The organism is Salinicola salarius (genome assembly GCF_002179555.1).
GTDB lineage: Bacteria > Pseudomonadota > Gammaproteobacteria > Pseudomonadales > Halomonadaceae > Salinicola > Salinicola salarius_A.
The window spans coordinates 140,027-165,604 of the sequence record NZ_NHOU01000005.1 but is presented as its reverse complement, the minus strand read 5'-3'; the positions used below and the strand labels follow the sequence as shown (position 1 = coordinate 165,604).

Annotated in this window: 26 protein-coding genes and 1 other RNA gene; 8 read left to right on the top strand and 19 right to left on the bottom strand. The window is 60.9% G+C overall.

Translation table 11 applies throughout. The annotated features are described in order from the left end of the window. Positions 1–10: 10 nt before the first annotated feature. On the bottom strand, positions 11–2,530 hold the full coding sequence (locus tag CCD76_RS06175) for a mechanosensitive ion channel domain-containing protein (protein ID WP_087718641.1): 2,520 nt from the start codon (positions 2,528–2,530) through the stop codon (positions 11–13). A gap of 541 nt (positions 2,531–3,071) precedes the next feature. Here CCD76_RS06175 and CCD76_RS06165 point away from each other — a divergent pair. After that, a complete protein-coding gene (locus CCD76_RS06165) occupies positions 3,072–4,859 on the top strand; it encodes an alginate O-acetyltransferase AlgX-related protein (RefSeq protein WP_087718639.1) in 1,788 nt (595 codons plus the stop codon). Between the two features lie 232 nt (positions 4,860–5,091). Then, positions 5,092–5,232, top strand: a complete 141-nt coding sequence (locus CCD76_RS20020) for a hypothetical protein (protein ID WP_179208866.1) — start codon at positions 5,092–5,094, stop codon at positions 5,230–5,232. Between the two features lie 234 nt (positions 5,233–5,466). Here the strand turns inward: CCD76_RS20020 and CCD76_RS20015 are convergent, their stop codons facing one another. The 15 genes from CCD76_RS20015 to smpB all read right to left on the bottom strand — a co-directional run bounded on the left by CCD76_RS20015 (position 5,467) and on the right by smpB (position 16,268). Beyond that, positions 5,467–5,625 carry a hypothetical protein gene (locus CCD76_RS20015; protein WP_179208865.1) on the bottom strand — a complete coding sequence of 53 codons (159 nt, stop codon included), beginning with the start codon at positions 5,623–5,625 and terminating at the stop codon, positions 5,467–5,469. Positions 5,626–6,197: 572 nt separating this feature from the next. Next, on the bottom strand, positions 6,198–7,469 hold the full coding sequence (locus CCD76_RS06155; RefSeq protein ID WP_256961147.1) for a ClpP-like prohead protease/major capsid protein fusion protein: 1,272 nt from the start codon (positions 7,467–7,469) through the stop codon (positions 6,198–6,200). 99 nt (positions 7,470–7,568) lie between these two features. Further along, a complete protein-coding gene (locus CCD76_RS06150; RefSeq protein WP_087718637.1) occupies positions 7,569–8,270 on the bottom strand; it encodes a head maturation protease, ClpP-related in 702 nt (233 codons plus the stop codon). Beyond that, positions 8,270–8,464, bottom strand: coding sequence for a hypothetical protein (locus CCD76_RS06145; RefSeq protein WP_087718636.1), 195 nt, complete (start codon positions 8,462–8,464; stop codon positions 8,270–8,272). Before CCD76_RS06145 ends, CCD76_RS06150 begins: the two co-directional genes overlap by 1 nt. A 146-nt stretch (positions 8,465–8,610) precedes the next feature. Then, a complete protein-coding gene (locus CCD76_RS06140) occupies positions 8,611–9,318 on the bottom strand; it encodes a hypothetical protein (protein WP_087718635.1) in 708 nt (235 codons plus the stop codon). Continuing rightward, positions 9,315–10,841, bottom strand: coding sequence for a YfjI family protein (locus CCD76_RS06135; protein ID WP_087718634.1), 1,527 nt, complete (start codon positions 10,839–10,841; stop codon positions 9,315–9,317). The genes CCD76_RS06140 and CCD76_RS06135 overlap by 4 nt, the downstream gene beginning before the upstream one ends. Further along, on the bottom strand, positions 10,838–11,719 hold the full coding sequence (locus tag CCD76_RS06130) for a toprim domain-containing protein (protein ID WP_087718633.1): 882 nt from the start codon (positions 11,717–11,719) through the stop codon (positions 10,838–10,840). The genes CCD76_RS06135 and CCD76_RS06130 overlap by 4 nt, the downstream gene beginning before the upstream one ends. Next, on the bottom strand, positions 11,700–11,882 hold the full coding sequence (locus CCD76_RS06125) for a hypothetical protein (RefSeq protein WP_087718632.1): 183 nt from the start codon (positions 11,880–11,882) through the stop codon (positions 11,700–11,702). The genes CCD76_RS06130 and CCD76_RS06125 overlap by 20 nt, the downstream gene beginning before the upstream one ends. After that, a complete protein-coding gene (locus CCD76_RS19690) occupies positions 11,875–12,129 on the bottom strand; it encodes a hypothetical protein (protein ID WP_143543256.1) in 255 nt (84 codons plus the stop codon). The genes CCD76_RS06125 and CCD76_RS19690 overlap by 8 nt, the downstream gene beginning before the upstream one ends. Further along, positions 12,126–12,296 (bottom strand): hypothetical protein, encoded by a 171-nt coding sequence (locus CCD76_RS20010; protein ID WP_179208864.1) that lies wholly within the window; start codon positions 12,294–12,296, stop codon positions 12,126–12,128. The genes CCD76_RS19690 and CCD76_RS20010 overlap by 4 nt, the downstream gene beginning before the upstream one ends. Positions 12,297–12,568: 272 nt before the next feature. Then, positions 12,569–12,775: a helix-turn-helix transcriptional regulator gene (locus tag CCD76_RS06115; protein ID WP_087718630.1), complete on the bottom strand. Its 207-nt coding sequence runs from the start codon at positions 12,773–12,775 to the stop codon at positions 12,569–12,571. A gap of 74 nt (positions 12,776–12,849) precedes the next feature. Then, complete coding sequence (locus tag CCD76_RS06110; RefSeq protein WP_087718629.1) at positions 12,850–13,695, bottom strand: hypothetical protein; 846 nt, start codon at positions 13,693–13,695, stop codon at positions 12,850–12,852. Positions 13,696–13,806: 111 nt separating this feature from the next. Then, positions 13,807–15,039 carry a tyrosine-type recombinase/integrase gene (locus tag CCD76_RS06105; protein WP_087718628.1) on the bottom strand — a complete coding sequence of 411 codons (1,233 nt, stop codon included), beginning with the start codon at positions 15,037–15,039 and terminating at the stop codon, positions 13,807–13,809. Between the two features lie 286 nt (positions 15,040–15,325). Beyond that, positions 15,326–15,705: a transfer-messenger RNA gene (ssrA, locus tag CCD76_RS06100) on the bottom strand. An 83-nt stretch (positions 15,706–15,788) separates the two neighbouring features. Then, positions 15,789–16,268: an SsrA-binding protein SmpB gene (gene smpB, locus CCD76_RS06095; protein ID WP_087718627.1), complete on the bottom strand. Its 480-nt coding sequence runs from the start codon at positions 16,266–16,268 to the stop codon at positions 15,789–15,791. A gap of 221 nt (positions 16,269–16,489) precedes the next feature. Between smpB and CCD76_RS06090 the strand changes: the two genes are divergently transcribed. Continuing rightward, a complete protein-coding gene (locus CCD76_RS06090; protein WP_087718626.1) occupies positions 16,490–16,924 on the top strand; it encodes a type II toxin-antitoxin system RatA family toxin in 435 nt (144 codons plus the stop codon). Between the two features lie 11 nt (positions 16,925–16,935). Further along, on the top strand, positions 16,936–17,232 hold the full coding sequence (locus CCD76_RS06085; RefSeq protein ID WP_087718625.1) for an RnfH family protein: 297 nt from the start codon (positions 16,936–16,938) through the stop codon (positions 17,230–17,232). Between the two features lie 34 nt (positions 17,233–17,266). Here the strand turns inward: CCD76_RS06085 and CCD76_RS06080 are convergent, their stop codons facing one another. Then, positions 17,267–17,689 carry an outer membrane protein assembly factor BamE gene (locus tag CCD76_RS06080; RefSeq protein WP_087718624.1) on the bottom strand — a complete coding sequence of 141 codons (423 nt, stop codon included), beginning with the start codon at positions 17,687–17,689 and terminating at the stop codon, positions 17,267–17,269. 72 nt (positions 17,690–17,761) lie between these two features. Here CCD76_RS06080 and fur point away from each other — a divergent pair, with 72 nt between their 5' ends. Next, entirely contained in the window at positions 17,762–18,211 is a 450-nt protein-coding gene (fur, locus tag CCD76_RS06075; RefSeq protein ID WP_071230959.1) for a ferric iron uptake transcriptional regulator, read from the top strand. Positions 18,212–18,366: 155 nt separating this feature from the next. Here the strand turns inward: fur and recN are convergent, their stop codons facing one another. Continuing rightward, the gene (recN, locus tag CCD76_RS06070; RefSeq protein ID WP_087718623.1) at positions 18,367–20,040 is read right to left on the bottom strand and encodes a DNA repair protein RecN; all 1,674 of its coding nucleotides are present in this window, start codon (positions 20,038–20,040) and stop codon (positions 18,367–18,369) included. Between the two features lie 250 nt (positions 20,041–20,290). Between recN and grpE the strand changes: the two genes are divergently transcribed. From grpE to dnaJ, 3 genes are all read left to right on the top strand, one after another. After that, positions 20,291–20,923, top strand: a complete 633-nt coding sequence (gene grpE, locus CCD76_RS06065) for a nucleotide exchange factor GrpE (protein ID WP_087718622.1) — start codon at positions 20,291–20,293, stop codon at positions 20,921–20,923. A 168-nt stretch (positions 20,924–21,091) separates the two neighbouring features. Next, positions 21,092–23,032 (top strand): molecular chaperone DnaK, encoded by a 1,941-nt coding sequence (gene dnaK, locus CCD76_RS06060; protein WP_087718621.1) that lies wholly within the window; start codon positions 21,092–21,094, stop codon positions 23,030–23,032. A 99-nt stretch (positions 23,033–23,131) separates the two neighbouring features. Further along, a complete protein-coding gene (gene dnaJ / locus CCD76_RS06055; protein WP_087718620.1) occupies positions 23,132–24,292 on the top strand; it encodes a molecular chaperone DnaJ in 1,161 nt (386 codons plus the stop codon). 143 nt (positions 24,293–24,435) lie between these two features. Here dnaJ and CCD76_RS06050 read toward each other — a convergent pair whose 3' ends face one another. Then, entirely contained in the window at positions 24,436–25,449 is a 1,014-nt protein-coding gene (locus tag CCD76_RS06050; RefSeq protein ID WP_087718619.1) for an esterase-like activity of phytase family protein, read from the bottom strand. Positions 25,450–25,578 lie beyond the last annotated feature (129 nt).

The window sequence follows — 25,578 nt, the reverse complement described above, 5'->3', positions numbered from 1 at the left end:
GTCTAACGATCTAGCGTGGCTCGTCCGTCTCGTCGCCATCGACATCGTCGTCGGTGGGCTTTCGATGCGTCTCGTCCTGCGCTCGCTGATTCGGCGTCGATTCGGACCGGCTTTCGCCTTCGATCGCCGTGGGCGCGTCGGTTTGATGAGCCTTCGGCTGACCGGCGGGGCTGCCGTCGATCGTGAAGTCCTCCTGCATGATGCGCAGGTTGGCGGGCGGCGCCGAACCGGTGCGGTCCTGACCGAAGTAGAGCGTGGTATGCGGGAACGGAATCTCGATACCGGCCTTGTCGAAGTAGAGCTTGACGAGGCGGTTGTAGGCGCGCCCGACACCCCACTGATCCCCCGGCGTGGTCTTGATCACTACGCGGATGTTGACCGAGCTGTCTGCCAGCGCGATTACCCCTGCCACCGTCATTGGCGCCAGCAGTTTGTGGCCATGCTCCTCGCTCGCCTTGAGCTCCTCGAAGGCGGCTTCCAGCTGTTCGATGGCGTAATCGATGTTCTCGCGATAGGCGATACCGTATTCGCCGACATGGTTACCGAACTCGCGCATGAAGTTGGAGACGGTATCCACGGAAGAGAACGGCACGATGTGATAGGTGCCGGACAGATCGCGGATCGCCACGGAGCGGATGCTGATGCGCTCGGCGGTGCCGGTGATGCCGCCAGCGGTGACGACGTCTCCGGTGTTCATGGCGTTTTCCAGCTGGATGAACACCCCGGTGATGACATCCTGGACCAGCTTCTGGGCACCGAAGCCGATAGCCAGGCCCAGTACCCCGGCGCCAGCGATGAGCGGCCCGATATTGATGCCGATCTGAGACAGCACGATCATCACGGTCATGATGATCAGCGTGATGGCCAGGGCGTTGCGGAACAGGCTCATCAACGTCTGCGCGCGTGCGGTGGGCGCGCCGCCACCCGTTTCGGGATTGAGGTAGTTCTCGATCAGACTGGCCAGGCCAATCCACACGATGGCAGCGATGATCAGGATCAGAATGACCTGAATCACGGTCGCCACGGTGTGCGATCCCGCGTCGCTGGCGTACCAGGCGGCGAGGTCGAACGCGCCCCAGGCATCCAGGGTGTACATCACCACCGCAATCAGAATGAGGGCGCGGACGATCTTCAGCAGCGTCGGGATATAAGAGTTCAAGCGCGGTTCGAGCAACGGCAGTCGCTTGCGCATGTTGTCGCCGAGGTCGATGCGCCGGCCGATGAGCTGGGTCAGCAGGCCGGAGACGAGCATACCGATGCCGATGTAGAGAATCGTCTTCAACGTCGCGATCAGCACGAACGGTAGCGCGGTTTCGGGATGCAACAGCGTCACGGCGAACACCATGACGGCGTAGATCACGGCGATGACGTGCCAGACCCGCGCGAACAGGCGAAGCGCGACGCGCGATGCGGACAGCTGTGCCGAATCTGCCTTGGCGATGATCAGGTCGCGTACACCGGTACGGTTCTTGAACACGACGCCCAGCGACCAGATCAGCGCAATGAGCATGATCAAGACGCCCACTGCCTTGCCGAAGGCGAACGAGAGGCTGGTATTGAGGATGGGAACGGCCACCAGCATGCCGTAGCCGATGAAGCTGGCCAGTGTCGCCAGGAATCGGTTGCAGTACCTTGCCTGACCGTCCTCGATGGATACCAGGCGCAGCCCTTCGTGGCGCGAGGAGAAGAGTATCCGCAAGGCGCACTTGAACAGCTCGATCATCAAAAACGCATTGAGGAACAGCGAGAGCCGCGTGTCGAGACTGCCGCTTTCGCCGACCAGGAAGGTCGCCACCAGGTTGCCTGCCACATAGGCAAGAACGACGACGACGACATCGACGATGGCCGCTAGCACCACGCCCACGATGACGCGTAACAGGTGGCTGCGCCCTTCGCCCTGAAGCGCCCAGTGACTGAAGCGGGAAAACAGCGGTTTGGCGATGGCGCGTAGAATCAAAAAGGCTGCGACCGTGGCGATGATCACCAGGGCAAGGTCGATCGCCGCACTCAGGAAATCGCTCATGCTGAACGCCGGACCGGCGCTCGCGGCGGCGCTGTCGCTGGTGAAAAATCCGCCGATCATGGCCGCCAGACTGGTGATCTGGCCACCGATATCGCCGGCGAAACTGCTGGTGATCTGTGCCATTCGTCGAGGGAACGAAGTGGCGGTCTCGGCACTCTCGCCGCTTTCGTTGGCGGCGCTGCCAGTTGCTTGGGTAGCTTGCCCGGAGGCGGTGTCGCTACCGTCATTGTTCGCGGCCGCGTTGTCGGCTGCGCCCTCACTCTGAGCTGCGTCGGCTTGCGAATCGCCGGAGGAATCCTGTCGAGAAGCCAGCTGTCGTAGCTGGTCGATCAAGGCTTGCCGCGATTCCGGATTTTCCAGCAGATCCGCCATTGTGGAATAGGCAGGGCCATCCTGAGCAGACTGCCCTTCGGTGCCACTTTCCTGAGCCAGTGCGGGAATAGCGAATATCAAAAGTAGTAACAGTAGCCAGCGACTGAGCCAGCGATCGGGGCGAAGGGCTATCAAGCTCCAACCTCCTTGTCTTGTGGGCGGTTCGATTTCGGCGACACGCAGCCAGCCTAACCATTTTTAGGATAACACTTTATCGGTAATGGCAAATTCACACGCCCATGCAGGGCGATGACCATCTCGTGAGGCTAGCCGATTCGGGTGGGTTTTCCAGAGCGGGGTACGGCATTTGGTCGTTCGACGACTTGCCTCCTCCACCCGCTTTCGATGAGAACGCCACCGAGCCGGTAGTGGTAAACAATGAGGTTACTGGCCCCGGTACGCTGAAAAAGTTCATGCCCGACGGGCGATGTCGAGTCAGGTCAGCGCTGGGATATAGTGACGATGAAGCGAAAGATCAGAGACAGGATCCGGCATTAGGGCGGTGCGGGGCGATGCATTGACGGCGCAAGTGCCGGGCCATGGACGGGCACCATGACCGACGTCGTCATGGATGACGCAGGGCATGCGATGGCGAATGCGCGCTGAACCATCATGACGGCGCCATATCGTCAGCCTCCCGCCCGGAGTCTTCCGTTGCAACCATCAGGGAGCCGTTATGAATTCTTTTTCCGTTGCCGAACGCATCGAGGGGGCACCCGAGTTGATGGCCGAAGCTTCTGCTCGACTGGAAAGGCGCGACTTTTCGGACGTGATCGCCTTGCTGGAGCCGGCTTATGACTCGGGCGTCGACAGTCTCGATATTGTTCAGACACTGATGCAGGCCTACGAAGGTGCCGGTGATGCTGCCAAACACGAAGAGATGATGGCGGCCGCGCTGCAAAAATCCTCCCAGCCGCCGCTCAAGCTATGGATTGCCTACGCCGAAGCGGCCATGACGCGCAAGGACTGGCCGGCGGCTGTCGAAAGATGGCAGGCCATAGTCGATCGTTACACCGTATTCCCTTTCCAGCTCTATATACGTCAGGCGCGTGCCCTGCTTGCGGCACGCCAATTCAGTGCAGCACTTCACGTGGCCAATCTGGCGCTGGAGAAGCAGCCCGGGAATTCGGTCATCGGCGATCTCAAGAATGTCATCGCCAGTCAGAAAGCGAAGAAGTATCAGTTGGCGGGGCAGTCCATCGCCTCGCCGGTCTCCATGCGCTGGGATGCCGACGAGGGTCAGAAGTGGGTGGCCACACTCGAATTCTTTCGCCATTTTCGCATTCACGGACGGATCGAGACCGCTTCGGATCAGCAGCCCGTGTTGATTGCCAAGTCATCCGAGGAGGTCTCGACCCTGGCGCTCACTGTTCGTGAGCCGAGCTTATCGACAGAAGACCTGCCGACGGGAACGGTCGTTTGGGAATTCGAGCACGCGTTGGATCTCGCGCGCGACCTGGTCCTCGGTGTCCGGTTCGAGGATGACGGGGAAGTACACGATTGCGTGCGCTTCTCGTTGACGCCGGTCATGGAAGTCGTCGAAGGGAAAGAGGGGTGGCTCTTCCTGGCCAACGATACCAATGCCAGTATCGATCAGTTCATTGGCAAGAAGCGTCTGGGGGCGGAGGAAAAGCAGCAGTGGCAACGTTTCTCCGCTGAGATCAGACCGCTTCAACGGCAGCGCTCTCTACTGTTGTTGATCGCCAATTCCAAGGAAAAGGTCAGGCCGGAATATTACCCCTACGAGAAAGCCAGCATCACGCCTACCGAGCAGGTCGAGGAGCTTCTCCAGGCAGGAAGGATCGACTACTGCAACCCCGTGGCGGCCATGCAGGCGGAGCTAGATAGCTATTACCCCACGGATACGCACTGGAGTGGCCGCGGTGCTTATCTCGCATTTCTCGCCTGCATGCGGCATTTCGGCTTCGATGACGACTTCGCTTCGCTGTATGCCTTCGAACAGCGGGAAGTCGTGGGTGACCTGGGGTCCAAGATGGATCCTCCCGCCAAATCCCTGTCGACCGTCGCCGTTTTCCGGGAGAAGAGTGGCGTGTCCTGCCGCTTTTCCAATTACCTCCCGGGTACCGGGAACATCACGATCTTCGAGAACTCCAGGCCCATTCATGCCCGGACATTGGTCATCTTCGGTGGCTCTTCGGCTGGCGCGGGGGGGTTCGCGCTGCTGTTCGCCAACGTCTTCCAGCGGGTCGTCGTGGTCAACCTGCCTGGCAGCTATGTCCATGAAATCGTCGATCATGAAGCTGCGGATCATGTGATCCTGCAGACCAACGAGCGCTATCTCGCCACGCCCGGACGCATCATCAACACATTGGCCGAGGCCAATCTCGACCATGCCGTGCGAGGCGTGCCGGCGGCCGAGCGAGCCAAGCTGCTGCAAAGAATGAATCGCTACGCGAGCTGCGAGCCGTATCACGACTTCATGACTAGGCTACTGGCAGGATGAACCCGCGCTTCGGCATCGTGCGGTGGAGGGACGCATTGGTGATGTACCCCTGTCTTGTCGAAGCTTGCCTGGAGTCTCAAGGGTTGGCTCGTGATATGGCCCTTCGGGCTGGCTGGTCGGATCACCGCTAACATAACAAAACGGCCACTCACGAAGGGGCCGGTACCAAGGAACGACAATGCTAAAAGTCACGTTGGGTCTACGTTGCAACGTTTGTGGTGGGGAACGGTTCTTGCTGCCGACGCTGCATGAAGCGTCCGAGGATGTCCGTTGCGCCGACTGTTCTGCGTTCAAATGCAAGAACGATGATCTGGAGCGCGCCATGTCTGCGGTGCAACGACAGAAGGCAGCCGCCATGGCATCGGTTGCCTGAGAATCGCCGTTAGCTGGCTGGCATCTGGAAGCGCGAGCACAAAAAAGCACCCGATCGGGTGCTTTTTCATGTTTGGTGGAGGCGGGGTCCACTGAAAAGCTTGCCTATCTATCCGATTGGTAAAGGCTTTTCTATGGAGTCCTGATTATGTGCCCCCAGATATGCCCCCATTGGTGGCTCGTTGCCCTGGCTTCGATGTCATCGCGTTGAACATGTGCTTTGAACTCGAATGCGTTACCGGGATTGTGATTCGCTGACGTGCTGTAGTGCGATCAGGTAAGCGGCTTCCCCTCCTTCCTCTTCCTGCTCACCTGCTGCGATGCTCAGATACTCACTGGCCATTTCTGGATCGGTGCGCAGCATCTCGACCACTGCCTCATCGTGACTCGCCATAACCTTGGCCCTCTGTGAGTGATTCAGCGAGAGTAGCGCTGAAGGGGGGAGCGGTCGAGCCACTGGAGAATTACAGTTGCTGATTTTGCTGAATTGCTGAAAACAAGGCCCCAAGGGGCCGTCGAGGTGCTGAAAGCGTTGCTGATTTTCTGCTGAAAATGCATTGGTCAGGCTATCGTGCGGGGAAGGTGGGGGCGTTAGAACTGGCGCCAGCGACTGGTTGTGATGTTCGGAGTGAAATCGTTGCTCCGATGGGGCCCGTTCATCAAGTGGTTGGGGCTATCGCCCGTGGTGGTTACGGCAAGCTATTCGGGCTTTCCAATCAATGGGTTGTCTTGCTAGGCGCTGTAATGAGAGAGCCGCTTTCAGGTACGTGGCGTTAGGACGCGGCGTGATTGGCGACGAAACAACAACCAATGCTCTGGAAAATCTCGTAAGTAGCCAAATTCCGCGATGCTCTGCCCCCGTAGTTGGGGTAGGGGGTGGGGGAGGACCCAGTACAAAAAAAGGCGACGGGCGGGTAGCCGCCAGTCGCCAAGGCTGCGCTCGCGGAGCGCAACGCGCTTGCAGTCTTACGATTTGGAGCCGCGCACCATCCCCCGCCAGTCGAGAGGCGCCACGCCGGCATCGATACGGCACTTGTAGCTGACACCATCCACCGTCCAGCCAGTTTGCTGCTCGAGGTAAGGCGTGTCGACGCCATCCAGATACGCAACCTCGACCGTATCGCTCCCTTGAGCCGCGGTGACGTACCAGGATGAGTCCGAGCCGGCATCCAGTCGGCTTTCGACAATGAGTTCTCCCAAACCGTTGACCGGGTTCATGATGCCGCTGTTGCTCTCAGCTCCCGGCACCGAGGTGCTTCGCAGTACTTGCATGGCCGTGGACTCTAGCGCTGCCGGCACGATCACGAAGGCGGGCGCGATGTTCAAGGTGTGCCCCTTCCCGTCTACCTGCATCCGCATCAGCCGCCGGGCGTTGCCAAACGCCTCTGGGTTCAGAGTGTCGTAGCTGGTCACGTTCTTGTGGTCTTGGCTGAACAGTGCCTTTCCGTCGACGAACTTGCTATTCGAGGTCAGCACCGCGTAAACCAGGTCGCCGATCGTTCGACTGGCAGCGCGTCCCATGCTGGCGGGGATCGACTCGAAAGCACTCAAGTCATCGTTGATGATCGCCTGACGTGTGATCGAGAACAGCCCGCCATAGGTGGCCAACGCGATCGGGGCGGCGCGATCATCTGTCGAGACATACTTGTACTCCGAACCTTCTTTCACCACCGGGAGCGATGGAAAACTGTCCAGTCCGGTCCGATAAGCGGTATGGAAGTTTGTCAGTGTCCCCTTCTTGGTCCAGCGCGGATAGGTTTCGCCACTTGCGCCCCAGCCCGCCAGCATCGCTTTTTCGCTGACGTTGATGAGCACATTGCCGAAGTCACTGCTGGTATGCGTGAAGGCCGAGCCGACCAGTTGCATCTTGGTGCCGAACCCACTCACACCGATACCGCGCTCTGTAAGCGAGGCTCTGGCCATTTCCATTAGGCTCATGGTGCGGTAGGGATTGCCGGCGTCCTGCGATCGCTGAAGCCCTAGCCTGTCCGCCAGCGCATCAACCATGCCATCGCGAACGATACTACCGTTGCCAGCGTGCACGCCGTGATCGATTCGGGTTGGTGCTGTGGGTGTGGTGTTAGGGTCTGTTGACGTTTCAGCGCGAACCGCGTTGCTGCGCCAAATGGCGCCAGGCCAGGCGCGGGATGCAGAGAAGGGTGGTTCCCTTTTCCAATCCCGCAACGCCGCATGGCGCCATTTGCCGTGCAACCCGAAGGGCCGGGCCAGTTTTTGCACGGTGCTGCGTTATTCGTCGTTCATTTGGAATGACCAAACTACGCTCCTCACGCCTTGCCCCGCACAAAAACTGGCTCCGGCGCGGCCGTGCATGAAACGTCAACAGACCCTAGCACCGAGAGCTTGAAGGACAGCTTCACGGACTTGATTCGGGGTCTGGCTCATGATGTTGGGATCCTCTTTGAGAGCGGCCACAGCGGGTATATTGGGGAAGGTGTCCAGCAGTTCCGTTACCTGCTGCTCGCGACGTTGGGCCTTGGATTCAGTCGGGGTGGTGATGCTACTCAGGTAGGCCAATGCAACAGCGGTGAGCCGTGGCTTTTCTTGGTCGCTGGTTTCAACGCGGTGAGCAAATCCGGCCTCAACCGCTTCGGCGGCGTTGAACCAAGTTTCGGCTTCCATGATGGCTGCGATCGCCTCGGGCGCTTGCCCTGTGCGATCAGCGTATAGACGGATCATTTCCTCGCTGGCCTTATCGAGTGTTTCGGCAGCCTTCCGCATCTGATTGGCATCGCCTGCCGCGACTGTCCACGGGTCATGGACCATGATCAGACTGTGCTCAGCCATCACAATCTCATCGGCTGCCAGCATCACCAGCGTGGCCGAACTAGCGGCCAGCCCATCCACCCTCGCTGTCACCTGGCCCGGGTAGCTGCGCAAGTTGTTATAGATGGCCAGTGCGTCTGTCACACTGCCGCCGGGGCTGTTGATGTAGACGGTGATAGGAGTGTTACCGGCCAGAGCGTGCTTGACCTCAGCGGCTGTGGTCCCGTCGATAAGGTCATAGATCTCGATATCCACTATCGGCCCTCCTGCTCAGCTGACGCGGCCTGAGCTTCGCACCAGCCCTTGACCGCTTGTCTGGCCAGCATAGGGAGAGTGCAGAACGGCAGCGCGTAGTCGGGTAGCTGTTCGGCCAGCTTGACTCTCTGTTCTTCCAGGGCAGCTACGGTTTCTGCATCGAGATGGACTGTCATTCCTTTCTTGTCAGACATACGACACCTTTACTGGTTAAATATACAGTTAATTTAAATTCTATCTGTGAGAATAATCAATACTTAAGTTCTATTTGATAGAACTTATTCACAATATTTATCCACAGCCCTGAGCTGCTAAAGACTGATCCTGCATGTACTAAGGGCTATCGCTTGACTACCGCCAGCAGTGAGCGGTTCGCTGCGGCTCGGCCGCGGTTGGCTTTGAGGTGATGCTGGGGTTCGGCATCGGCTGCGGCGTGCCAGATATCCACGTAGCGCGTCGCGGTGCGTTCGGCGACGCGAGGCGGCAGGGTGCGCATCCGCTGACAGATGAAGGCTCGATCTTCCGCCAGCAATGCGCAGCGCTCAGCTATCCAGTCAATCCAGGGCACGCGGCCGCCGATCGTTTCTCGCCTTGCCGCTCTGGCCGTTGCATCACCCAGCAGGGCCAGTGCTTTTCGGCTGGCTTCGTCCAGGTCATCGGTGGAGGCGAGCGCATCATCCACAGCGATGGCCAGGTCTGCGCGTTCACGGCGCGACAGTGGTGCCATGGTTTCCCGTAGCTGGTGTGCCAGCCTGGCATCCACGTCGCGACCAGCGTTCACTAGGCTGGAGATGATCGTCTCGATCTCTCGCACTGGCGCGGGGCTGTGCTGATTCTGCTGAATTGCTGAAAGCCCCTCCGTGTCGGGCTTGGCGCCTGCTGAAAACGATGCTGATCGAGTTGCTGAAAAGGGCGCGGTGGTGGCTTCCCATAGCTGGCGCCCTTGCTCTACCAGATTCGTGACGGGCTGGGCATCGTCTGCTTGCGCGTTTGGATCGGCGTCGATGATTTCCCAGAGTCGGCGTCCGGCTTCTACCAGGTCGATCATGATTGAGCCTCCCGAATCCGCCAGCTGGCTGGCTTTCCGTGTTGGTTGCTGCTGGCTATCTGCAGGTGGCCGGCATCAACCAGGAAGGTCAGCAAGGGGCGTGCAGCTTTAGCGGTGCGGTACTCGCTCGGAAGACGGCTGAAGTCATGGCAATGCAGCTCGCCGCCGTGCGCCTGAATCCACTCCAGCAGATCACGGGCCTTGAGTTCGTTTGCATCCTGCCGCGCCTCTCCCGTGCGAACGGCCATCGATTCCAGGTAGTACGACATCAGCAGGCCGGCGCGCTCGATGTGCTGCGGCGTGGGGTTCGGCTCACCCTCCACGACTGCCAGCACGGTGGCGATGCGGGCGGCGTTGTCGGCTGCCTTGCTGGCGAACGCCTGCACGTCACGAAAGCGGCCCTCGGGGCTCAGCTGCCATTCGATGCTGTCGTGGAGCCGTGCCCATGCCTCGTAGGCAGCGCCATCGATGGTGGCAAGCCGCGGGGAAAGGGCGCCGTTCTCATCGGTTGCCAGGGGCTCGCGGATCAACGCCGCCAGCGTTTCCCAGTAGCGGACGATCGCCGGATCGTGGTGGGCGCCGTATCTTGGGTCGCGGCCCTTGAGTAGTCGACGGCCCACCAGGCTGGTTTCCTGCACGATCAGGAACCGCGCCAGGAAGCCTTGGCCCTGTAGCAATGGATCGCCCAACACCTTGGCAGCGACAACGGGTTGCACCATCAGGTGAGCGGATAGCCGGCGGCCTGACAGAAAGCCAGACTCCCCGGCGGTGCCACGGGTCCGGGTGATCGGTGAGCCGTCCCACAGCTTGGAAACCATGGCCACCGTACGGCCGCGGCTCTCGTCGCTCATGCCATGTCCGCCGAAGAACCCCACGCCTTCATCGCTGAATAGGCCGGAGCTTGGATAGCTGTGCTGTAGGTGCCGATAGATACCCTCGGCTGTCGGCTCGGCAAAGGTCATGCTCGGCGTGGCTGGCGGCTGTGGCTCCTGTCCATCGATCTCCGCCAGCTGTTCCTGCAGCAAGGCTTGATCCACTTCCTTCATGGGTTGCCGGCCCTTGGGCTTGCTCGCGTTTACCACAGATTCCCTGCGCATCTCCCACGCTTCACGGGCTGCCTTGTAGCCAGCCAAGGCTTCGGGGTGTCCCTGGCGCTTTTCGGCTTCCAAGTCGCGGATGGGTGCCAACGCCAGCCCGTCGAGGCTGGACTTGCGCTCTCCACTGCCGGCTACGGTCATGCAGAACAGTGAGACGGGGCCGCGACCGATCGGCCCGCGGGCGACATCGACTTGCCCTTGCACGGCCAGTGATGCTGCCGCCAGCACTGATTGGCCGGCCATGCCAGGCGGCGTCTGGACGTGGTAGGCCAGACGCTCCGCTGCCTCTCCCAAGATTGGCCCCAGCGCCTCGAGCGGAAATGCAGGGGATTTCTCCCGCTTCGCCAGCGGGATAGGGTTCAGCTCGAGTACGCTTCCGCGCTCGATTGGCTGCCCCAACTGCTGTTTGACGGCGGCGTGACTCATATGGCGCCCTCCCGTGATGTCTGGCAGCGAGCCAGGTCGTTGAAGTCGGTACAGGAGCAATCCATGCAGGAGAATCGCGGCCAGGTCAGATCCGCACGGATGGCGGCTGCTACCTCTTTGGCGGCTGTGATACCGGGATTGCCTTCGGTATGGCGATCGTTGTCGGCAGCAACGGTGATAGCCACGCTCGCCGGCAGGCGCTGGCGCAGCATTCGCCCAACGATGGCCAGGTTGTTGGCGGTCATGGCAGCGACCACGGGGTAGCCGGTTGCCTCATGAAGAGTTGCGGCCGTCGCCCAGCCTTCGCACAGGTACAGGCGCGATGCAGCCGCCAGCCGGCCGATGATCGTCGCGCAGCCCTTGAGGTGAGCTCGGGGCATGAAGCGCTTGCCACCGTCCGGGCCGATCCGTTGCAGGTTCACCAGTTGGCCGCCAGCAAACAACGGAACCAACAGCCGGTCGCCGTGCTGGCGCAGGCCATGGGGTGCCACCTGCTTGGCGACCAGGTAGGCGTGGTGCCGATCGGCAGGGCTGGCGCTCGCCCATAGCCGTCGGGCGCGTTTGGCTGCCTGCAACTGCTCTCGCTGGCGATGGGATTCCCTCACTTGGCGGGCTCTCTGCGCAGCCTGCCGGGCTTGCTCGGCGGCGATGGGGTCATGCTCGCCCGCCAGCGTCAGCGTGTGTTGCTCGCCGGTGTGCCAGAAGCCATAGACCGCGATCGTATCGGTGGGGCAGACGTACCAGCCCGACAGGTTGCCGCGACGCTTATCCGGTGCGTCGAAGCGATGGATCTCGCCATCGGCCCGAATGGATAGCTGTCCGATGCCGTGAGAGAACAACGCGTCCGCCAGCTGCTGCTCAATGTGATTGGACTGCATCGGCGGCGGTCTCCCTCAGCAGGTTGTCGAGCCGGTCGCGGCGATGCGCCAGCCGGCGGCGTAGATCGCGGAGTTCTTCCGCGTGCCAGCCTTGCAAGCTGCCATCGGCTTGCTCGAGGTCTTCGAGCGTGGCTTCGATCGCGAGACGTAGAGCATCATTCATGGTCGCCACCGTGCTGGCGGGTTGGTTCGAGGCGATCGGCGAGGGTGTCGAGACGCAGCCCCATACAGCCAAGGGCAACGCCCAAACCGGCCTGGCGCTCGTCGCTCAGGAACGGATCTTCATCAGGACTGCGACGGCGCAGGTTGTCTTCGCGCATCAGATCCGCCAGCGCGGTAACGGCAGCGCCGATCTCGCGCAGCTCTTCCAACTGATCGGCGGGGTTGTTGGATTGGTGGCGTGACTTCATGACAGCACCTCCCGGCTTTCCAGGAAGCGCGCTTTTTCAATGTGGTGGTTGTAGCGCTTGAGCCGGACGGCGGCGCTTGAATTGCTGAACAGGGCGGCTTTGGCCATCGCTCGATGAGCGGCAGCGCGTGCAGACGCAATTCGGGTAGGGAATAGGCGTGATGCCATGGGTGACGCTCCTTTGTGTTTGGAGTCGTCCCCGGCTGCGGCCAAGCAGCGGATGGGGGCGACTGTACGCGGGTTGGCCGACCGGTCACAAAGGAAACCGGCACACCGTGAGGTGTCCCGCGCACAGCCGCCATAGCGCATGGCAGGCACAAAAAAAGCGCCCATCATGGTGGTGGCGCTCGTGCGCCTTTGTGAATTCGACCGGCCAAGGTCGGTTACGGATTTTGCCGCAACGGTTGCAGCATATCGGCGCAAGGAGAGTAGGGCAAGCATTAGGCCACCTCCCCGCGCTCGGCTTCCCATGCCTCGAGGTCGGCAAGCCGCCAGCGCGTGCAATTGTCGCCCAACTTCACAGGTGTAGGGAATTTGTCTTCACGTGCCCAACGCCAGATGGTGCCGACGCTGACGCTTTCGCGCTGGGATACTTGACGAGCGGTAAGAAATACTACGGGTGTGGTGGGTGTATCGGGCTGTGACATGCCGGGTTGCCTCGTCGTTTGGAGTGACAAGGCAAGGCTGGCGTTTCAGGAGTGAGATAAGAGGGGAAAAACTACTACGAATTTTTAACCTTTTTGCGCCGGGTCGGATCCTTTATCCCCCATATTCGCATGTCGGCCCATATCGAATTGGGCGCTTTCTCTACCGCGCTCTTGATTGTGTCGGCCGAAACGCCCCGATATCCAAGCTGTTCCAGCTTTTCTGACGCTCGCTCATAGCCCGTTGGAGTCTTCTGGAACTGCCCCGGATATGCATGGCGCCAGGTGTAGAAGTGATTGGCAATTTCGATATGCTTCTCTTCGGTGGCAAGTGCGGATACTGCTTGTGGCGTGTCGGGTTTGATGGCGCCTTCACCGAGCGATGCCACCTTCTGCTTGGCGAACGTCACGAAGTTTTCGTCGATTGTGTCGGTGCTGGAGGTGGGAGGCGGGAAGTTGTGATGCCGCGAGTAGCCGTGCTCGACCAGCGCTTGTCTGAGTGGTTCGCCTGGGTACCGCTCGGGATAAACCTCTCGGACGCTTCGTATAGTGTCCCGATGGATCTTCCACTCGGAAGCGCCAGCCACCAGGTCTGTATGGCCCTTCTTCATCATGTGGAAGAGAACCGCCAGCGCTGCCTGGGGAAACCCATCGAATTTCCAGCGAGTAGCCATCTCTGGTAGTACGTTGTCACGATCGCTGGTAATGCCGGGTTCCATCTCTTCCATCCGCGCTTCGAGTGCGCTCAGCGCCTCAATGGCATTGGCAACGAGCGCATCGTCGATCGGTTTCTGGGTTTCCTCGTAACGCTGCCAAGCTTCCGCGTTCGGATCTTTGGCCGGGCCTTCGACTTGGACCAGTTCACCATCTCGACGAATGTAGCGACCGCCTTCCTTGGGATTCATGTTTTTCTCGTCATCCATCGCGGTTCTCCACACGCCAGCAGGTTTTCAGCAAACTTATCAGCAGGCTTTCAGCAGGGTCCGAACCCCGTAGCCATGCGGCTTTCAGCAATTCAGCAGAATCAGCAAGGGTCATGTGCCAGCTTTGCGCAGCGGGACCACGTTGGTGGTGCCAGCTCGCAGGGCGTCGAGGTAGTCCGCCCACGCCTGCAGCATCTCCCGGCGTTGCTCGAGGTGCTGTGTTCGGTTGTAGGCCCGGCCATTGGGATCGCGTACCGAGTGGGCCAGTTGCTGCTCGATGTACTCGCTGGGAAAGTTGAGACGTTCCGCCAGCACCGTCCGGGCCATGGCCCGGAAACCGTGGGCGGTCATCTGGCCTTTGAATCCCATCGTGTCCAACGCGGCCTTGATGGCGGCATTGCTCATGGGGCGTGCGTTGCTGCGGGCCCCGGGGAACACGTACCGGCTATGCCCGGTCAGTCCTTGGAGGTCAGACAGAATCGCCACGGCCTGGGTGGGCAATGGCACGATCAAGGGATCAGCGTTCTTGCTGGGTTGGAACGCCCATTCGCCGGCCTCGAGGTCGATGTCCTCCCACAGCGCTTGGCGCAGCTCTCCCGGCCGGACGAAGATCAGCGGGGAAACCCTGAGCGCGGCGATAACGGTCGGTGTGCCGCCGTAGCCGTCGATGGCTCGCATCAGTGGGCCTATCTGCTCGGGATCCGTCAGCGCGGCGTGGTGGCCGCCTCTGGCGCTGCGCAAGGCGCCCTTGAGGTCTGGCGTCGGGTCACGCTCGGCGCGGCCCTTGGAGATGGCATAGCGGAATACCTGCCCGCACAGTGTCTTGACGCGGTGGGCGGTTTCCAGATGCCCGCGGTCCTGAATCCGTTTGAGGCAGTCCAGCAGCTCCGGGGCGGTGATCTCGGCGATCGGCCGGCGTCCCAGTATGGGGAAGGCGTCGCGCTCCAGTCGGCGCTTGTTGCGCTGGTAGTGCTCTGGCACCACCTCATGCTGGTGGACCTGCTCCAGCCATTCCACGGCCACAGCCTGAAACGTGCTGGCGGCATTCTCAACGCCATACTGGCGGGTCAGTCGCTTGGCGGTGCTGGGGTCAGTGTCTTGGGCTAGCAGGCGGCGGGCTTCTTCTCGTGCCTCTCTCGCTTCTGACAGACCCACATCGGGATAGACGCCGATCGCCAGGCGCTTCTCCTTGCCATGGATCCGGTACTTCATCCGCCAATAGCGTCCGCCAGCGGGTGTGATCTCCAGATAGAGCCCGCCACCATCCGCCAGCCGCTGGATCTTCTCGCCGGGCTTGGCGTTACGAACGGCCGTGGCGCTGAGCTTGTTGGTTGGGCGAGACATTTGGGGGCACCTCGTGGCGTGGTAGTAGCCATGTGCCCCCAACTTGGCAGGGAGATGCCCCCACGTTGGGGGCATCTCTCATTCTCAGCCAGTGCCCATGGGGCGGGGATTTCCTGCCGCTTTGGGGGCATAAGATCGGGCGCTATGGCGATGTGCCCCCAAATATGCCCCCAAAGATAGTGATATTACAAGGTATGGGATGATATGCCCTGACAACAAAAAAGGGCCCGAAGGCCCTTGTTTGCTGGTCTCATGACACTTCCTGATATGCCCTGAAACCCTTGTTTGGTGGAGGCGGGGGGAATTGAACCCCCGTCCGCCGGCACTCGCCCATCAGCTCTACATGCTTAGTTCCGTCTTTTGATTTAACTCAGTGCTCTCCGACGGGCAGGATGGCACTTCGCGATCTCTCTAAGGTTTAACGAATGTCAGGAGAGCGCTGACATCCGCGGTCCCATCAGCTTTAGCTCGTATCCCCGCCGCGATGAATGGGCACATCGCTTTGGGGCCAGGCTAACAACTAGCAGTTTTTAAGCTGCCAGTGCGCCCTGAGCGTAGTTTTCGTCGTTTGCGACTATTTGATTGCAACGTTGGATTTACGAGATACGTTACGCTCTCGGCATGCACCTCAGGGATTGTCACCGGCGTCGAAGCCATGTCGCCCCCGTACAACTCGTTCATTCTACCAGATGGCGACGAGCCCACGCCATATCAAGTGCAATCTCGAACATTTATGACCGATACCGTACTCAAGCGTGATCCCGCATGACCCGGGCCTTCTCCCGATTCCAGTCGCGCTCCTTCTCAGTGGCGCGCTTGTCGTGAAGTTGCTTGCCACGTACCAGGGCCAGTTCACATTTGACCAGGTTCTGTTTCCAGTAGAGTTTGAGCGGCACGCAGGTGTGGCCCTTCTCCTGCGTCTTCGAGAAGATCTTGGCGATCTCCTTGCGATGCAGGAGCAGCTTGCGGGTCCGGGTCGGGTCCGCCAGAACGTGGGTGCTCGCCGTGTTGAGCGGCATGATATGGCTACCCAGCAACCAAGCCTCCCCATTCTTGACCAGAATGTAGGTGTCGGTCAGCTGAGCCTTACCGGCGCGCAGACTCTTGACCTCCCAGCCCGCCAGCGACAGGCCAGCTTCGAAGGTTTCGTCGATGTGATACTCGAACCGAGCCTTCTTGTTCTGGGCGATCGTGTTGCTGCTTGGCGCGTTGCCTTTTTTCTTACCCATGACACCTCTTTACGGCGATATCCGGTATGCCCTCGGGCGGTATGATGAATGGCTGCACTTTGGCGCGCCCCATTCTGCGCGCTCTTCCGCCAGACGCCAGAGAGCGGTATTGGCGAGTATCGTGTGAAGCCTAGTTATGAGGGCAGCCGTGATACCATTCAAGCATCGAAAACGGTGCCCCATGATACGCATGTCGGGGCGATAAATCAGTGGAGACCTCTATGCCCAATGTGAATCGGTCTGCATTCGTTCGGCATACACCGGAACAGATGTTTGAACTGGTCAATGATTTCGAACGCTATCCCGAGTTTCTGCCCGGATGTCGACGAGCCAGCGTCGTCGAGCAGGGGGATGACTATCTGGTCGGCCGAATGACCCTGGCCAAAGGCGGTGTGGAGCAGAGCGTGACGACCCGCAACGATCTCGAGCGTCCCGAACGCATCGATTTGTCGCTCGTCGATGGTCCCTTCAAGCGGCTTAGCGGCTGCTGGTACTTTCGTGCGATGGGAGAGGACGCCTGCAAGATAGAGCTCGAAATGAGTTTCGAATTCAGCAATCGGCTGCTGGGCATGGCCTTTGGCCGATTGTTCCAGCAGGTGGCGGGCCAGCTCGTCGACGCATTCACGCGCCGTGCCGATCAGGTCTACGGGCGTTAGGAGGCAACCTGATGGCAAATGTCGAAGTCGCGTTCGCAACGCCGGAGCATCAGGTCATCGTTCGGCTCTCGCTCGAGCCCGAGATGTCCGCAAGGCAAGCAGTCATGCTCGCCGATTTGCCGGCCAGGCACACGGCATGGGCAAGCTTCGACTTCGCAACGGCACCGCTAGGTATATTTGGCGAGCGTCTGCCAGCGCCGGAAGACTATTCGCCTCTCGAGGGAGAGCGGATCGAGGTCTATCGGCCGCTCGAAATCGATCCCAAACAGGCAAGACGTGAACGGGCAGCCAGCGTGTCTTCACGTTAGCTGCCATTCATTCATTATAGGAATCGTCAGCGTTTCAGATGCCGCTGGGGCCGATCTGCGGTACCGGTGTGCCTTCACCCGCCCCTTCGACTGCCGGCCCGGGGCCGCCGTCCTGGTTCAGTTCGACATCCGAATCCATATCGCCGGATTTGGCGATATCGGTCAGCTGGTCGTTCTGGAACGTCAGCGTCAGCCGCTTCTGCACGGTGCCGCCGTAGGCTTCGTCAAGATAGAAGACGTAGTCCCACTGATTCGACGAGAACGGGGCTTCCATCAGAGGCGTACCCATGATGTAGGCGACCTGTTCACGGCTCATGCCGGTGTGCAGTTGAGACACCATATCCTGGGTGATGAGATTGCCTTGCGGGATGTCCCTCTTGTAGACGCCCAAGTAGCTGCAGCCTGCGATGAGAGAGACTGCGAGGAGGAGTACGACCGTGCTGATCAGTTTTTGCATTTGAGTCCGTCTTTCACTATCGTTGCGTGGATTGATCATACCCGACACAAGACGCTACTGCGAAGAGCGACCATGGCCGACGAAAACCAAGAATTGCGTAAGGCAGGCCTGAAGGTCACGCTGCCACGCGTCAAGATTCTGCAAATCCTCGAAGCGACTCGCATGGAAGAAGAGCTCCATATGAGTGCCGAGGACGTCTACAAGGCGCTGCTGGAGTCGGGAGAAGATGTCGGGCTGGCCACCGTATATCGCGTCTTGACGCAATTCGAGGCGGCAGGGCTGGTCGTACGACATAACTTCGACGGCGGTCACGCGGTTTTCGAGATGTCCCAGGAAGAGCACCATGACCATATGGTGGATCTGGAATCCGGAGAGATCGTCGAGTTCTATGACGAAGAGATCGAGCGTCGTCAGCGCGAGATCGTCGAGGAACATGGCTATGAGCTGGTCGAGCATGCACTGGTGCTCTATGTCCGCCCCCGCGGCTCCAAGGCCACGCGTCAGGATGGCATCAAGAAGTAAGCGCTACTGACCCGCATTGCAAAACGCCGACCTTAGGGTCGGCGTTTTTCGTTTGGGTGCCTTTACAAGGCCGGGTTCGGGCTGATGCCCCGCTGCAGCCGATACCCGGTGAGTCAGCGCCTGGCGGAGCGGCGCTGGGGCTCGCAGTGCGCGAGTCAGTGCGCCGAGTTCTGACTGGCCGCCAGCATTTCGCGAGCGTGCGCCAACGTCTGATTGGAAAGTTTGACCCCGCCCAGCATTCGCGCCAGTTCGCGTACCCGGCCAGCCTCGTCCAATTGCGCCATTTCGGTGCGAGTCTCGTTGTCATTCGAGCGCTTCTCGATATGCAGATGCTGATGGGCCTGCGCGGCGACCTGCGGCAGGTGGGTGACGGTCATGACCTGGGCATCGCTACCTAGCCGACGCAGCAGTTGGCCGACGATTTCGGCGGTCGCGCCGGAGATGCCGACATCTACCTCATCGAAGACCAGCGTCGCCAGCGTGCTGTGGCTTGCGGCTACGACCTGAATCGCCAGGCTGACGCGCGAGAGCTCGCCGCCGGAGGCTACCTTGGCCAGCGGCCGTGGGGGTTGGCCCGGATTGGCGCTGATCTGCAGGCTGACCCGGTCCAGGCCGTGAGGCTGGGGCGTTTCCAGTGGCGTGACATCGACGGCAAAGCGAGCCTTGTCCATTCCCAGAAACGCCAATTGCTCCTGAACCTGCTGGGCGAAAACCGTGGCGGTGCGCTGGCGCGTCTCACTGATCTGTTTGGCGGCGTCGCGGTACTGCTGGCGCAGGTCGTCGAGCCTGGCTCTTAGCGTTTCGAGATCGTCGTCGCCGCTATCGAGCGCTTCCAGCTCGCCGCTCAGCCGGCGGTGCAGGTCGTGCAGCTCTTCCGGCATGACGTGATGTTTGCGGGCGATGCGATGAATCTCGCCGAGCCGCTCATCGACCCAGGCCAGGCGCTGCGGGTCGAGCTCGGTCGACTCGACATAGTGGTGGAGCTCGCGAGCGGCTTCCTCGAGCTGGATCTGTGCATCGTTCAGCATCACCAGAGCCTCGGACAGGCTGCCGCGATCGCTGCCGGGCACCCGGGATAGCCGTTGGGTCGCCTGAGACAAAAGGGTCAACGCGCCGCTCTCGTCGTGATCGCAGCTGTCGGCGGCGAACTGCGCCTCGCGCAGGCTCTCCTCGAGATGCGCCAGCGTCTCCTGTTCCTGTTCCAGGCTCTTCAGCTCGTCGGCCTGCAGATCGAGCTGATCGAGCTCCTCGACCTGATAGCGCAGCAGCTGGCGCTTGGCCTGACGCTCCTCGTCGTTCTCGCTGCGCTCGCGATACTGCCGGCGCAATGCGTGCCATTGACGATGCAGCTCGCCAAGCTCGGCCACCGCCTTGTGGTGGCCTGCCGCGTCGTCGAGCAGACGACGGTGAGTGTCCTCGTTGAGCAGTGCCTGATGCGCATGTTGACTATGCACGTCGATCAGACATTCGCCGAGCTCGCGCAGATCCGCGATAGTGCAGGGCTGGCCGTTGATCCACGCCTTGGAGCGTCCGCTGGCGGTGACGACGCGCCGCAGCAGGCAGTCGTCCGTGGCGAGCTCCCGCGCCGCCAGCCAGGCCTTGGCGTCGTCGCGTTCGGTGATATCGAAGCGGGCGCTCAGGTCGGCGCGGTCGGCACCATGGCGAACGCCGCCGGCATCCGCGCGCTCTCCCAGGCAAAGCCCCAGCGCCCCGAGCAGGATCGATTTGCCGGCGCCGGTCTCGCCGGTAATGGCGGTCATGCCGGCCTGAAACTCCAGGTCCAGTGTGTCGACGATAGCGAAGTCACGAATGGCGAGTTGAATCAGCATGCTGCCTCCCGGGATCGATGGCGGCCATACGGGGTCTGTTGGGCGATCGAGATCTGGCGGTGAACGATCGGGTCATTACTGTCTGGTTGTTTATACAGTAGTCGAAAACCCCGTTCAACGGCTGTGGCGACGGCTCGAAAGATCGGTGCTTGAGATCTGAATCGATAGCCCCATATAGGCAGACAACTCCGACGCTTGTCGAATCACGCTTTGTCGAATAACCGTCACAACACCTTGCCAGGAGAGACTCATGGCTAGAGATCCGCAGAATCCCGTAGACGAAGAACTCGAGCGCGCCGAACGCGACGGCGAGCCGCAACAGCAGACCACCAACGAGGCGTTGGACGGCGACCTGGAGCAGTTCGCGGAATCGCTCGAACACGAGGCGGATGACATCGAAGGCCAGGCCAATCCCGAAGCCGAAGTGCTGGCGGCCAGGGTCGAGGAGCTCGAGCAGGCGCTGGCGGAGGCCAAGGATCAGTCGATGCGTGCCGCTGCCGAAGCCCAGAACGCTCGCCGTCGGGCAGAGCAGGACGCCGACAAGGCAAAGAAGTTCGCGCTCGAGAAGTTCGTCAAGGAACTGCTGCCGGTCGTCGACAGCCTTGAGAAGGGCTTGGAAAGCATGCAGGAGGTCGACGAGACGCACCGGGAAGGGGTCTCGATGACGCTCAAGATGCAGCTCGACGTATTGAGCAAGTTCGGCGTCGAACAGCTCGAACCGCAGGGCGAACCGTTCGACCCGCAGTTCCACGAGGCGATGACAATGGTGCCCAACCCGGAGCTGGAGCCCAACACCGTGATGGATGTCATGCAGAAGGGATACACCCTGAACGGGCGATTGATCCGCCCGGCGATGGTGGTGGTCAGCAAGACAGCAGGCTGAGACAACAGGCTGAAGAGGGCCGCTATCGGTTCGACTCGGCGCTGTATCGGAATCGTCGATGAGGACTTGAAAGGCGCTTAGCAGCCCCCACATAGCAGTCAATCGCGCAGCAAGCGCCGTCATCAAAACGAATTCAGTCGTCAACGAATAGTTATGAGGTGAGGAATTATGGGACGCATCATTGGCATTGACCTGGGTACGACCAACTCCTGTGTCGCCGTACTCGATGGTGACAAGACCCGCGTGATCGAAAACGCTGAAGGCGGCCGCACGACGCCTTCCATCATCGCTTACACCGAAGACGGCGAAACGCTGGTCGGTCAGGCGGCCAAGCGTCAGGCGGTCACCAACCCCAAAAACACGCTCTACGCCATCAAGCGTCTGGTGGGTCGCAAGTTCAAGGACGACGTCGTCCAGAAAGACATCAAGATGGTGCCTTACGAGATCGTCGAAGCCGATAACGGTGATGCCTGGGTCAAGGTCAACGACAACAAGCTGGCGCCGCCGCAGGTCAGCGCCGAAGTGCTGAAGAAGATGAAGAAGACCGCCGAAGACTATCTCGGCGAGGAAGTGACCGAGGCGGTCATCACCGTACCGGCCTACTTCAACGACTCTCAGCGTCAGGCAACCAAGGACGCGGGCCGTATCGCCGGTCTCGAAGTCAAGCGCATCATCAACGAGCCGACGGCTGCCGCGCTGGCCTACGGCATGGATCGCTCCACTGGTGATCGCACCATCGCGGTCTACGACCTGGGTGGCGGTACTTTCGATATCTCGATCATCGAAGTGGCCGACGTCGACGGCGAGAAGCAGTTCGAAGTGCTGGCGACCAACGGCGACACCTTCCTGGGCGGCGAAGATTTCGACCTCAAGCTGATCGACTACCTGGTACAGCAGTTCAAGAGCGACTCCGGCATCGATCTGTCCGGCGACAGCCTGGCCATGCAGCGCCTGAAGGAAGCTGCCGAGAAGGCCAAGATCGAGCTCTCCTCTGCGCAGCAGACCGAAGTCAACCTGCCGTACATCACGGCTGACAACACCGGTCCCAAGCACTTGGCGATCAAGGTGACGCGCGCCAAGCTGGAATCGCTGGTCGAAGATCTGGTTCAGCGTTCGCTCGGGCCCTGCAAGACGGCCATGGAAGACGCCGGCCTCTCCAACAGCGAGATTCACGACGTGATTCTGGTCGGCGGTCAGACGCGCATGCCGATGGTCCAGAGCAAGGTTGCCGAGTTCTTCGGCAAGGAAGCGCGCAAGGACGTCAACCCGGACGAAGCCGTCGCCATGGGCGCCGCGATTCAGGGTGGCGTGCTCGGCGGTGATGTCAAGGACGTGCTGCTGCTCGACGTCACGCCGTTGACGCTGGGTATCGAGACGCTGGGTGGCGTGATGACCCCGCTGATCGAGAAGAACACCACGATCCCGACCAAGAAGACGCAAACGTTCTCGACCGCCGAGGACAACCAGACGGCCGTGACGATTCACGCGCTGCAGGGCGAGCGTAAGCAGGCAGGTCAGAACAAGTCTCTGGGTCGTTTCGACCTGGCCGACATTCCGCCGGCGCCGCGCGGTGTGCCGCAGATCGAAGTGGCGTTCGACCTGGACGCCAACGGTATCCTTAACATCACGGCGAAGGACAAGGCGACCGGCAAGGAACAGTCGATCGTGATCAAGTCCTCCAGTGGTCTCTCGGACGAAGAGATCGACCAGATGGTCAAGGATGCCGAGGCGCACGAAGCCGAGGACAAGAAGTTCGAAGAGCTGGTCCAGCTGCGCAACCAGGCCGACGGCATGATCCACGCCTCGCGCAAGACGCTCGAAGAAGCCGGCGACAAGGTCGATGCCGAGGAGAAGAGCAAGATCGAGGCCGCGATCAGCGAGCTCGAGGAAGCGCTCAAGGGCGACGACAAGGATGCCATCCAGGCGAAGCTGGATGCCTTGACCGAAGCCTCCGGCAATCTGGCCCAGAAGATGTACGCCGAGCAGGGCGAAGGTGCTGGCGCGCAGGCCGGTCAACCGGGCGACGATGCCCAGTCCAGCGGCAAGAAAGAGGATGACGTGGTTGACGCCGAGTTTGAAGAAGTCAACGACGATCAGAAAAAGCAATAACCACGACGTCTGACGTCGTGTGACCGGCAGTAGCGCGGGAGCCAGTGAAGACTCCCGCGTTGCTGTTTCCACGGCGTCGACACGGAGGCGGACTCAGTAATGTCCCAACGTGACTATTACGAAGTATTGGGCGTCGACAAGGGCGCTGACGGCAAGGACATCAAGAAGGCGTATCGCCGGCTGGCGCAGAAGTATCATCCGGACCGCAATCCGGACGACCAGCAGGCGGCGGAGAAATTCCGTGAAGTTTCCGACGCCTACGAGGTGCTTTCCGACAGCGAAAAGCGCGCCGCCTACGATCAGTTCGGTCATGCGGGCGTCGACGGTCAGGCCGGCGGTTTCGGCGGCGGTGGCTTCGGCGGCGGTGGCTTCGGCGGTGCCGGGGCCGGTGGTTTCAGCGACATCTTCGGCGACGTGTTTGGGGATATCTTCGGTGGCGGCGGCGGGCGGCGCAACCCGAACGCGCCGCAGCGTGGCAGCGACCTTCGCTACAACCTCGAACTCGATCTCGAGAGCGCGGTGTTCGGTACCACGGTCGACATTCGCGTGCCGCGGCACATCGAATGCGGGCATTGCGATGGCAGTGGCGCCGAGCCGGGCTCCAGCAAGGAGACCTGCCCGACCTGTCACGGCCAGGGCCAGGTACGGATGCAGCAGGGCTTTTTTGCCGTGCAGCAGACCTGCCCGACCTGTCACGGCAGTGGCCAGAGCATCAAGGTGCCGTGCCGCAAGTGCCATGGCGAAGGCCGCGTTCGCGAGACGCGCACGCTGTCGGTGAAGATTCCGGCGGGTGTCGATACCGGCGATCGCATTCGGCTCAACGCCGAAGGCGAATCCGGGCTCAACGGCGGCCCCGCGGGCGATCTGTACGTCCAGGTCGAGATCAAGGCGCACCCGATCTTCGAGCGCGACGGCCGGCACCTGCACTGCGAAGTGCCGATCAACTTCGTCGACGCGGCGCTGGGTGGCGAACTGGAAGTGCCGACGCTGGAAGGCCGGGTCAAGCTCAAGATCCCGCCCGAAACCCAGACCGGCAAGCTTTTTCGGCTGCGCGGCAAGGGCGTCAAGCCCGTTCGCGGCGGCCCGGCCGGCGATCTGCTCTGCAAGGTGGTGACCGAGACCCCGGTCAACCTCAACGAAGAGCAGAAAGACCTGCTGCGCAAGTTCCAGGACAGCCTGGGCAGTGCCAGCCGCCACTCGCCCAAGAAAGAGGGCTGGTTCGACGGCGTGAAGCGCTTTTTCGAGGATATGAAGCCTTAAGAAGCATGCGCGCTGGCTAGCTTGAGAGGCCTCATCCGATCAGTCGGGTGGGGTCTTTTGTTTATCGGGAGCTTTCGCTGCCAGTATATCTTGGTGCGGTAATTGCTTGGCCTGCGGCAGAGGTTATCTATCCGGCTCGAGAATCATTGGGCTTTAGGGTCGATGTCTTTCACGGCAAAGCAGCTCAGCAGGGTGCGCTGTCTCAGGCTGAAGTTGTCGTCGCTGACCATCAGGTAGCGATGTTCGCCGATATGGGTCAGGCCTTCGAAGTTGTCCACCGACCAGCCGTCGCTGTTGGAGAGCCTGGCCAGCTCGCTGATCTCGACGCCGCCATCGTCATCGAGATGGGCACGACGCAGCCGGATCACGATCGATGCCGGCGGAGTATAGGCGCGCTCCAGAGTCAGCAAGTCACCATCCAGGCTTTCCATCGCGGTCAGGGCGCTATTGGCATTGGCCGCTAGCGGATAACGCCACGCCTGCCGGTCGTCGAGGGTAAAGAGCCGGGTCACTTTCTCGGGCCAGTCGTCGGGTGGATTTTCTATACCACCCACTAGTCCATGCCCGGGCAGCGACGCAATCGCCTCCAGTCCGCCATTGGATTGGATGCCCAACAATCCCTCGGGACGATGCGTCGGTTCGCTGGCGATACCCGAAGGCAGGAAGCGTTGCCAGCGGGCGTTGCTTTCTACATTTCCCGCCGTATCACTCTCCGCGCCACCTTCGAAACCGATCACCAGCTGGGTGTTGCCGCGGATGCCGTCGTCCGCGTTTTCCAGCGACAACGCTTCGGCGTCGCTTTCGGCGCTTGCCAGAATGGCGCCGTCCTCGCCGCGCAGCGGATAGGTGTCCAGCGGTTCATAATCACGGAGTTCGCCACTGCCATCGAATGTCAGCCGGGCGCGATGCAGCCAGCCTCGGTCCGAGATCAGGAACAGCATCGCCTCGTCTTCGTCCCAGCCGAGACCGGAAAGCCCACCTACCGGCGTGCCATCCTGCCACTCGCCAGGTAAAGACAGCGTGCCGCACCACTCGATGTTCGGCGTGCTCGCCAGCAGGTCCGCCGGGGCGATGGCCGTGCGATGGGGCGTGGCACTGCAGCCGGTGAGCCACGCCACGGTGATGGGTAGCAGAACAGAAAAGAAGCGAGGCGGCATGGGCTGGTGGCTCCCCGAAGTCGTCGACGTCACCCAGTGTAGCCCGTGCCGACGGTAAGACGTCGGCTGATATACTGTTGCCACTGACGATCACCAGCGCAGCCTGGCTGCGCCAAATGAAGGTAACGG